The following is an 8,784-nucleotide window of genomic DNA, read 5'->3' on the forward strand; positions in this document are numbered from 1 at the left end:
GACATCCGGTAAGCGCGACTGGTGACGATCAGTTTGTGCAGGCGCTTGAGCTTCCAGCCGCCGCTGACGAGCTCCGAGGCGAGGTAGTCTAGCAGGGGCAAATTACTTGGCCGCAGGCCGGTCTGGCCGAAGTCATCGGGTGTGGGGACGACACCCCTCCCAAAGTGGTGCTGCCAGAGCCGATTGGCAATCACCCGCGCCGTGAGGGGGTTCTTATCACTTGCAATCCAGTTGGCGAGGAGTATCCGGCGACCCGTGGTGGGCGCGTTGTCGGGGAGCGTGGGAAGCGTGGGGGCAGGCAGCCCGAGCACTTCAGGAAAAGCGGGCGTGACTTCGTCGCGCGGGGAGCCGACCTCACCCCGAGCGAGAATAAAGGTTGGCTTGGCTTTGGAACCGTTCTCGCTGACCGCTAGCGCTTGTTCTGCCGGATTGGCGAGAGGCCGCGTGATCTTGCCCGTGCCCCGCCCGCCGCCGCCGGTCTTGTGCTGGCCGTAGGGATCCACGCCGCGCAGAAAACTGAGCAGCGTGTAGTAGTCGCGCTGGCTTACGGGATCGTACTTGTGGTCGTGGCAGCGCGCACAGCCAATGGTGAGTCCGAGAAACGCAGCGCCGGTCGTCACCATCACGTCGTCCAGATCGTCGAACTCCGCCACCAGCGTGCTGTCGGGTTCATCGTCCCAGACATGCAAGCGAAAGAAGCCCGTGGCGATAATGCCCGCGTCGCCGCTCCCTTCAAGCTCATCGCCCGCGAGCTGCTCTTTGATAAATCTATCGTAGGGCTTGTCGTCGTTAAAGCTCTGGATCACGTAGTCCCGGTAGCGCCAGGCGTGGGGCTTGTCGCTGTCGCGCTCGTAGCCGTTGGTCTCGCCGTAGCGCACGATATCCAGCCAGTGCCGTCCCCAGCGCTCTCCGTAGTGGGGGGAAGCGAGTAACTTCTCGGTAAGCTGTGCCCACGCCGCATCGGTTGGGGTGCGCTCGAACGCTGCGACTTCCTCGGGGCTTGGTGACAGTCCCCAGAGATCGAAGTAGAGCCGCCGCACTTGCTCGCGCGGCGTGGCAGGAGGGCTGAGCGCCAGTCCCTTGGGCGTAAGTTTCGCCTGGAGCAATGTATCAATGCTCGTCGGCGCGGCAGGGGGCTTGACTGGCTGGAATGCCCACCACTTTCGATCCGCTTCGCTAATAACAAAATTACGGCTCCGTAGCTTTGGCCCTAGCGCGGGGCTGGCCGTGGTTACCTTAGGCACGGCTCGCGGGTCGGGGGCACCGAGCCTAACCCACGTCTCCAGTGCGGCTTGCTCGCTCGCGGGAAGCAGACCGGTGGGCGGCATCGGTGCGGTTTTGCTCTTAATGCGCTCGATCAGGCGGCTTTTTTCGGGCTTGCCCGGGACGATCACTCCGCTCGCCTGCCAGCCCGTTTTGCTATCCAGGCGCAGGTTGCCTTGCTGCTTCTCCGCCCCGTGGCAGGGCGTGCAGCGCTTGAGCAGCAGCGGTCGGACTTTCGCCTCGAAGAGCTGGGCGCGTACGTGAGGTGCGAGAAAGAGCAGTAGGCCCAGTGCCAGAAACGCCTCGATGCGTGCGGTCATTGTCATTGCACGCTCTATTTCAGCGACGTGGCCAGAATCTCCTTGTTGCTCCGAGCGTAGAGCGCGGAGTTTCGGGTGGTGGCAAGGTGTTCATAGGCAATTTTACCTCGAATCAGGAAAACTGAAACTCCGCGCAGGGTTAAAACCCAGTGAGCGCGGGGAGGTTGATCGTGAAGCCGAGCTGCTGGTTTTGCCTGCGCCACGTGAGCCGTGGCTCGATGGTTTTCCCGCGCCAGCCTAGTGCCACCTCGGAGTCGAAGAGCTGATGGCTTTGAATGTCCCAGCGGCCTAAAAGTGCAATCGTCAGGCTTCCCACCTGGGTCTGTCCGCGAAGCTGCGCCTCGTTGACTGCCTCCAGGGTATCAAAGAGAAAGGGAGATTGCCCCTTTGCGCGGCGAAGCGCCAACCCACCCGAGAGGCCCGTCTGGAGCGAGAAGCCGTAGTCCGTCGAGAGCCTTAGCTCCGAAATGCTGTAATGGGCATGTGGGTAACGCTGCTCCGTCTGCCCGAAAAAGACATTTGCCTGCCCTTGCCTGCCTAGCCGAAACCGGGGCGCTTCCCAGCCCAGTGAGGCCACCAGACGATCGGCATTGACCTGCTTCCCCGAGCCATCCAGTCGCTTCTCCTGTGCCGGCCCACCGCCCAGAGTCGCCAGCCAGCCGCCCTCGCCACGTTGTCCGGGTACCCGTCCGGTCAGCAACGCCTCGGGCAAGCGCGAACGCAGTAAGAAGCCACTGCGACGCACGAACTCCCGGTTAGACTCCACAGCAGTATCGAGAGTGAGGCTCGGGGTACTCTGCCGAGGAAGTGGGTCGAGTGTCGCGGGGGAGCTTAGGCTGGCGGCGTAGCGGCGCACCGAGAGATCGGCGGCGGCAGGGGGACGGGCGACGATAAAAGGCCGTACACGCTCCTCGAAGCTGCGCTCTTTTTGGGTGGAGTTGCGCAGGCCCGTGAAAAGTGAGGGCACTTCCGGCTCCAGCACTTTTGGCTTCCCAAGTAGCTCACGACGAGCTGTGACTAGCATATTCCAGCTCTGTTTGGTTGTAGACTCGACAAGGAATATCCCCTGCGCCCCTCCAACGGGTGCAAAAGGCAGACGCACACCCGCTGCCACACCCGAAACACGCGAAGTTCTGTAGAGAATTGGCAGATCCAGGCTCTGCCCTTGACGTTGTTTGTCGTAGCGGGGTGTCAGGGCAAGCTTGGGCAACGTGATCAGCCGGTTTCGCAGCAGCCGCACGGTCGCGTTCTCAAGAAACAGCCGCCCACTTCCGGGCTGGGAGCGCACACGATCCGCCGAGATTTCGATCTCCCCACGAGGCTCCGGCCCCGGCACAAAGAGCAACCGCCGCGCCTCAGCCCCCGTCTCACTAGAGAAGCGTAGCTCGTCTGCCGCTAGATGAATCACCGGTGAGAAGAGTTTCGCCTCAGAGAAGAAGAAGCTAAAGCCCTCTTTATCCAGCGATTTTTTCGCCAGATCAAGCCCCGTGATCTTGAGGTTCTTCCCCTCAATCCGCTCGGTGCCCAGCTGTGCAACAACTCGACCTTCGGCCTGAAGCGTCTTCTCTTTCAACGCGTAGCCAGCCTTCTCCGACGCGAGCTTCAAGTCTCCCCAAACAAACGAGAACTCCCGATCCCAGCGCGCGTCCCCCCGCAGAGTGAGGACGGTGGGATTGGAGAGCTTAAACGGCGGCAGTGGTGGTAGAGGTGGCTGGTTCATAACAGAAACTAGAGAATCGGCACCGGGTAAGAATGCATAATGGCATCCTCAGAAACCAAGGTTAAGCCGTGATAGAGGGCCTGACTGATAAGCATTCGATCAAAAGGATCACGATGGATTGTAGGAAGTTGCAAGAGATAACCAATACAGTCTTCTTCCAAAGGCAAAGCATAAAAATTATGCAGTCGCCGCTGGTTCGAAAGAAAAATATCGGGTGAATCTGGTAAGGGAAGCTTGCCTAACTGGTACTTAACGGTAATCTCCCAGCAAGAGACAGAGCTAAGATAAACCTCGTTTGATACATTGCGGAGCGCTGCTAGTGTAGTCGAAGACAGCCTTGGATCGCCATTGATAAACCAAAGAAAAATGTGAGTATCTAGCAGGAGCTTCATCGTCCCTCAAACGCATCCAGAAGGTCATCAGGTAAGGGATCATCGAAGCTGAGAGGGACGATAAAAGTGCCTTTTGCCAGCGCATAGGGTCGAAGTGAAGGCGCTTTCGGGTTCGGCGCAAAAGTATTGCGGGGCAAGCTATTCAGCAAGCGCTTGATTAGCTCTAGTTGTTCGTCTGGAGAGAGCTCACGGGCCTCCGCTTCAAGATGTTCCAATGTAGTCATCACAATCGGTTCAGTATACGTTGCCCCTCTTTGGATGGCAAGATGATAGCATGACTCATGCAGACGATGTCGTTCGACGACTGGGTTCGTGCCTGGTTCGACCACCCGGAAGACTGGGACTGGATACGAGAGGGCGAGTTCCCCGAGCTCGCGCCCCGCGACACCCTCACCTACGCAACGCGGCTCTTCCAGAACGCTGGCATGTTGCTTGCCCCTTACTCCGACAACCAAGTGGGTAAGGGACTTCACGCGCTCATCTGGGAAGGCGACTCTCCGCTCACTATTTTGTGGGATAAGAGCCTGCCGCGTTCGGAGTGCCGTGCTTGCCTCAAGAGCATCTACCGGGTCTACAAAGAAATCTTTGCGGTTCGCTGTCCTGAAGTGAGCCAGAACAAGATAAAAGGCGAGCTCGGCCATGTCTGCTACATGTGGTGGGACATCTTTCCGCTCTTCCATACAGCCCGCCGTGAGCTCAATGAGGCTGTTCTCACGACCCTGGAGCGCACGCTCGCACTTCCGCATCTCGCCTGTCAGGATGCCGCGCTTCATGGCTTGTCACACTGGGAATACGCCGATCCCGCACGGGTGCAGGGCATGATTCGAACATTTCGTATAGCCCAACAAATGCGACAACGACGCAGAAGGCTGAGCCTTGTGCGACGTGTGCGGGGATGGTTTTGTAGCACGATGGGAACAGAAAGGCAGGTCTGAGCATATCAGAGGCATGGAATACCGATTTTTAGGTGCTTCGGGCCTTAAGGTGCCCGTCTTGAGCTTTGGCACGGGGACGTTTGGTGGGAGTGGTGCGTTCTTTGAGGCCTGGGGAGCGAGTGATGTGGCCGAGGCGACGCGCCTCGTGGATGTCTGCCTTGATGCGGGTCTGACGATGTTCGACTCTGCCGATGTCTACTCGGGCGGCAAGGCGGAGGAGATTCTGGGGCAGGCGATCAAGGGCCGCCGCGATAAAGTTCTGATCTCCACCAAGGGCGGCTTTCGCACCGGCCCCGGCCCTAACGAGACCGGCTCGTCGCGCTTTCACCTCACGGAGACGATTCACAAGAGCCTGCGGCGTTTAGGCACAGACTACATTGACCTATTCCAGCTGCACAGCTTCGATGCCTTCACACCTGTTGAGGAGACGCTTCAGACGCTCGACGAATTTGTGCGAGCCGGAAAGATACGTTATGTCGGCTGCTCGAACTTCTCGGGCTGGCACTTGATGAAATCGCTGGCGGCGGCGGAGAAGTACGGCCTACCGCGCTACGTCGCGCACCAGGCGTACTACTCGCTCATTGGCCGCGACTACGAGTGGGAGCTGATGCCGCTTGGTTTAGATCAGAAAGTGGGTGCTGTGGTCTGGAGCCCCTTAGGCTGGGGCCGCCTCACGGGCAAGATTCGGCGCGGCCAGCCGCTCCCGGAGAAGAGCCGCCTCCAGTCCAAAGTGGTCGTGGACAGCGGGCCGCCCGTAGACGATGACTATCTCTACGGTGTGATGGATGTTCTCGATGCCCTCGCCGAAGAAACCGGCAAGACGGTTCCTCAGATCGCGCTGAACTGGCTTCTCCAGCGCCCCACGGTCGCCACGCTCGTTGTCGGGGCGCGCAACGAGGAGCAGCTCAGGCAGAACCTTGGCGCGGTCGGCTGGAACCTCACGACCGAGCAAGTCGCCCGGCTCGATGCGGCGAGCAACAAGACCAAGACCTATCCCTACTGGCACCAGGACGGCTTTGACCGGAATCCGTTCCCGACGTAGTCTCTTCCCAATTACCTCTTCCCCAACCCCCTCACCTCAAGGCAAGGGGGCTTTCGGAAGCCTACTCCGGCAGCGGCTTGCCACGCGTCTCGGGGGCCATCAAAATTCCGGCGATCCCAAAGACATAGATAAAGGCGACAATACTCGCCGCCACACGCAGACCCGATGCGGGAACCGCAGGATTGTCAAATATCTTCGCGAGGCTTCCCAGCGCAATCGGGGCAATCGCGGCGACAATGCGGGCGCAGTTGTAGCAAAAGCCCACGCCCGTGGCACGCAGGCGCGTCGGGAAGAGCTCGGGGAAGTAGACCGCGTAGGCCGCAAACGGCGAGAGTGCGCACAGACCCAGCAGAAACGCCCAGATATAGGCCGTGGTGTGATCGTGGACGAAGTAGAACGTCCCCTGGACGCTTAAGAACGCAGCGGTAATGGAGATCCAGAGCGCGGGCTTGCGGCCCATGCGCTCGGCGAGCACGGCGTAGCCCAGCATCCCTAACAGAGCGCCCACTTGCTGCACTAAAAAGATGTAGCTGCGCGTGCGAGCCATGTCCGGCTTGGAGAGGCCCAGCGGCTTGAACACCTCGCCGATGAGGTCGGGCATCCAGAAGCCCACGCCCCAGAGCCCCCCGACTCCCGCAATGGCGAGCAGTGTCCCGGCGATGGTGTTGCGGCGCAGAACGGGATCGGTAAAGAGCGCGGGAATGCTTCCCACCGATGTCCCCTCGCGCGCCGCCTTTAGCTTCGCTTCGGCCCACTGCTCCGGCTCGTGCGCCAGGCGGCGGATGAAGAAGACGAGCACGGCGGGAAACGCGCCGATAAAGTAGGCGTACCGCCAGCTATTTTCGACACTCGCCAGTGAGAGCGTGATGAGCGCGGCCAGCATATTCCCGACAGCGGAGAGCGCCTGAAGCACGCCCAGTGCCATTGCGCGCGAGCGCTGCGGGAAGACCTCGGCCACCAGCGCCGCACCCGCGGCGAACTCGCCGCCGACCCCCAGCGCGGTGAAGAAGCGGCAGACACCGTACCAGAACGGATCGTTCGTGAGCCCGGTCAGCCCCGTGAAGACGGCGTAGATCAAAATGGTCACCGTCATCGTGCGCGTGCGTCCGAGCTTATCGCCAATCATCCCAAAGAGAAAACCGCCCACAGCCCAGCCAATCAGGAACACCGAGGTGATCATCCCCCCGACTTCCTTGGCACGCTCCGCCCCAACCAGCTCCACCATTGAGGGCTGCCGCACCAGATTGAAGATATTCTGATCCATCGTGTCGAAGAGCCAGCCCAGCGCACAGACTGTTAAGACGATCCAGGCTTGCTTGGGGACGCCCTGAAACCAGCGCAGGTTCTTGTCTTCGTTGGTAGTGCTCATTTGGCAAGCTCAACTTTCGGGGGCGTGGCCCAGGCATTGAAACTCTCAGCGATCTTGGCGGCGCGGGTGTCGCCTTTGTGGAAAAGAACGCGGTAGCGAAACGTGACATACTCCCCCTCGGGCGTCATAAGATCCCCCGCGTGGCGGTCGGTTTTCTTGGTGGAGTCAAAGTCGTGGAGGCCGAAGGGATTAGTGGCATAGAGGCCGTAGGTGCGCGAGTGCCAAGTGGTCGGGTAGCGCAGGTTGGCGGGTGAGTCAAAGATCGCGATTCCGAACGTCTCGCCGCCGGTTTCGATTGGCCCCCAGTAGTCGTGCCACGGCGAGGGCTTGCCCCAGACCGCCGCGTTCTTCAGCCCCTCGGCACTTTCTAAAGTGCCCTTGCCCTCTTTTTCAGCCTTCATGATCTCCGGGACGCGCAGGGCGAAAGTGCCCTCTTTGGTGTCACCCCAGTGCAGCGGCCCACCGACAGCGGTGACTGTGATGGAGAAATCCAGTAAGACATTTCCCTCCGCGAGGGGTGTCACGATGATCTCACGAGTGTCTTTGGCAATGGTCTTATTCTCGTGGGTGATCCAGTCGGTAGTGGTACCTAGCCGCCCGTAGACCGCGCCGCTCTCCAAAATACTGTAGCCCGTGTTCACTGTCTTGCCGACCGGGTGGCCTTTCTTTTCGACCTCCGTCCAGAAGTCAACCCCATTCATCTCGCCATGGGTAAACCAGAGCCCCCGATGATGGGGATGGTCTTTTTCCTCGTGCCCAACATCCTCCAGCGGCCAGCGGCGCGTGAGGTGCTTACCACCAAACGCCTGGATCGGATAGAGATAGGGTTTATTGGGGCCTGTGGTGGTGTCGTAGCGCGTGAAGAGCTGCCCGGCGATCTTGATCTCGGCGTTCTTTCCGACCTCCTTCACCTCAACGGCACCAGGTTTACCAGGAACAAGAACAAAGAGCTTGGACTCGCCTTTCTTGAGTGCCGGGGCGAGAAATGTCAGCTTTACCTTGCCCACTCCAGCGGCCTCGCTCTGAAACGAGAGCGGGGCGGCTCCACGGGGCACCACACGCCGCTTCGTGAGCTCGCTCTGGGGTAGCACTAGGGAGAGCGGCGCGAGTGCGCTATCCGCTTTCTCGGCAGTGACACGAATGGGGATGCTCTGGGCATCGGCGATTTTTTGGGCATCGGCAGCACCTGCGGCCAGCGCGACGCCCGCAACGGCGGCTCCAGCGACGGCACTGCGGCGGAGGAAATCAGGTTTCGGCATGAACCGGTTTTCGACAGGGAGAGGAAAAATTCCTCCCCCAACCTGATCCTCGCCTCTTGTTAGTTGATATTGATCTTATACCGGAAGGTGAGGGTCTGCTTTGCCTTCTCACCGTCACGCAGAGCGGGGCGCCACTTCCAGCGCCGCATGGTTTTCAAGATGAGCTGGTCAACGTCGCGATCCCCACTCCCCTGGATAAGCTCCTCGCTATGGCTGCCATCCGGATCCACTGTGACACGCACGCGCAGATTGACATTGAGCTGCCCTTTTTTCATGTCCGGTGTCAGCTCAGGATCAGGGTCAGAGGTGCGCTCCGCATCCTCATTACGCTTGGTTGGGGCACTTGAGGACGAGGCAACAATAGCTCCCTGATTGACAACCGCTGTCGTGTTAGGGGGCTGCTTGGTATCTACCCTGGCCGTTCCCCCGTCCGATGCCTGCGCGGCAGAGCCACCACTCCCGCTCCCACCTGCGCGGCCTGCCT

The 8,784-nt window shown here is 60.2% G+C and carries 9 protein-coding genes; 2 read left to right on the forward strand and 7 right to left on the reverse strand.

The annotated features are described in order from the left end of the window. The 4 genes from ACH2EH_RS21465 to ACH2EH_RS21480 form a co-directional block, all read right to left on the reverse strand. On the reverse strand, positions 1–1,589 hold a 1,589-nt coding region (locus ACH2EH_RS21465; protein ID WP_395144944.1), incomplete at its 3' end, for a DUF1549 domain-containing protein. A gap of 133 nt (positions 1,590–1,722) precedes the next feature. Next, positions 1,723–3,303 carry a hypothetical protein gene (locus ACH2EH_RS21470; RefSeq protein WP_395144946.1) on the reverse strand — a complete coding sequence of 527 codons (1,581 nt, stop codon included), beginning with the start codon at positions 3,301–3,303 and terminating at the stop codon, positions 1,723–1,725. Positions 3,304–3,311: 8 nt separating this feature from the next. Then, the gene (locus tag ACH2EH_RS21475; RefSeq protein ID WP_395144948.1) at positions 3,312–3,695 is read right to left on the reverse strand and encodes a type II toxin-antitoxin system VapC family toxin; all 384 of its coding nucleotides are present in this window, start codon (positions 3,693–3,695) and stop codon (positions 3,312–3,314) included. After that, the gene (locus ACH2EH_RS21480) at positions 3,692–3,919 is read right to left on the reverse strand and encodes a DUF2281 domain-containing protein (protein WP_395144958.1); all 228 of its coding nucleotides are present in this window, start codon (positions 3,917–3,919) and stop codon (positions 3,692–3,694) included. Before ACH2EH_RS21480 ends, ACH2EH_RS21475 begins: the two co-directional genes overlap by 4 nt. Positions 3,920–3,976: 57 nt before the next feature. On the opposite strand from ACH2EH_RS21480, the gene ACH2EH_RS21485 reads away from it, so the two are divergent. Both ACH2EH_RS21485 and ACH2EH_RS21490 read left to right on the forward strand, forming a co-directional pair. Next, a complete protein-coding gene (locus tag ACH2EH_RS21485; protein ID WP_395144949.1) occupies positions 3,977–4,630 on the forward strand; it encodes a hypothetical protein in 654 nt (217 codons plus the stop codon). Positions 4,631–4,643: 13 nt separating this feature from the next. Continuing rightward, entirely contained in the window at positions 4,644–5,672 is a 1,029-nt protein-coding gene (locus ACH2EH_RS21490) for an aldo/keto reductase (protein ID WP_395144951.1), read from the forward strand. A gap of 61 nt (positions 5,673–5,733) precedes the next feature. Here ACH2EH_RS21490 and ACH2EH_RS21495 read toward each other — a convergent pair whose 3' ends face one another. From ACH2EH_RS21495 to ACH2EH_RS21505, 3 genes are all read right to left on the reverse strand, one after another. Continuing rightward, positions 5,734–7,041: an MFS transporter gene (locus ACH2EH_RS21495; RefSeq protein ID WP_395144952.1), complete on the reverse strand. Its 1,308-nt coding sequence runs from the start codon at positions 7,039–7,041 to the stop codon at positions 5,734–5,736. Beyond that, a complete protein-coding gene (locus ACH2EH_RS21500; RefSeq protein ID WP_395144954.1) occupies positions 7,038–8,300 on the reverse strand; it encodes a PmoA family protein in 1,263 nt (420 codons plus the stop codon). The genes ACH2EH_RS21495 and ACH2EH_RS21500 overlap by 4 nt, the downstream gene beginning before the upstream one ends. Before the next feature lie 59 nt (positions 8,301–8,359). Next, the coding region (locus tag ACH2EH_RS21505; RefSeq protein ID WP_395144956.1) for a TonB family protein at positions 8,360–8,784 on the reverse strand (425 nt) is incomplete at its 5' end.

Origin of the sequence: Armatimonas sp. (assembly GCF_043760365.1) — a bacterium.
Classification (GTDB): Bacteria; Armatimonadota; Armatimonadia; order Armatimonadales; family Armatimonadaceae; genus Armatimonas.

Coding starts and splice junctions, on each gene's coding strand:
- ACH2EH_RS21475 (WP_395144948.1), bottom strand. CDS start 3,695: ATGAAGCTCCTGCTAGATACTCACATTTTTCTTTGGTTTATCAATGGC.
- ACH2EH_RS21470 (WP_395144946.1), bottom strand. CDS start 3,303: ATGAACCAGCCACCTCTACCACCACTGCCGCCGTTTAAGCTCTCCAAT.
- ACH2EH_RS21495 (WP_395144952.1), bottom strand. CDS start 7,041: ATGAGCACTACCAACGAAGACAAGAACCTGCGCTGGTTTCAGGGCGTC.
- ACH2EH_RS21500 (WP_395144954.1), bottom strand. CDS start 8,300: ATGCCGAAACCTGATTTCCTCCGCCGCAGTGCCGTCGCTGGAGCCGCC.
- ACH2EH_RS21480 (WP_395144958.1), bottom strand. CDS start 3,919: ATGACTACATTGGAACATCTTGAAGCGGAGGCCCGTGAGCTCTCTCCA.
- ACH2EH_RS21490 (WP_395144951.1), top strand. CDS start 4,644: ATGGAATACCGATTTTTAGGTGCTTCGGGCCTTAAGGTGCCCGTCTTG.
- ACH2EH_RS21485 (WP_395144949.1), top strand. CDS start 3,977: ATGCAGACGATGTCGTTCGACGACTGGGTTCGTGCCTGGTTCGACCAC.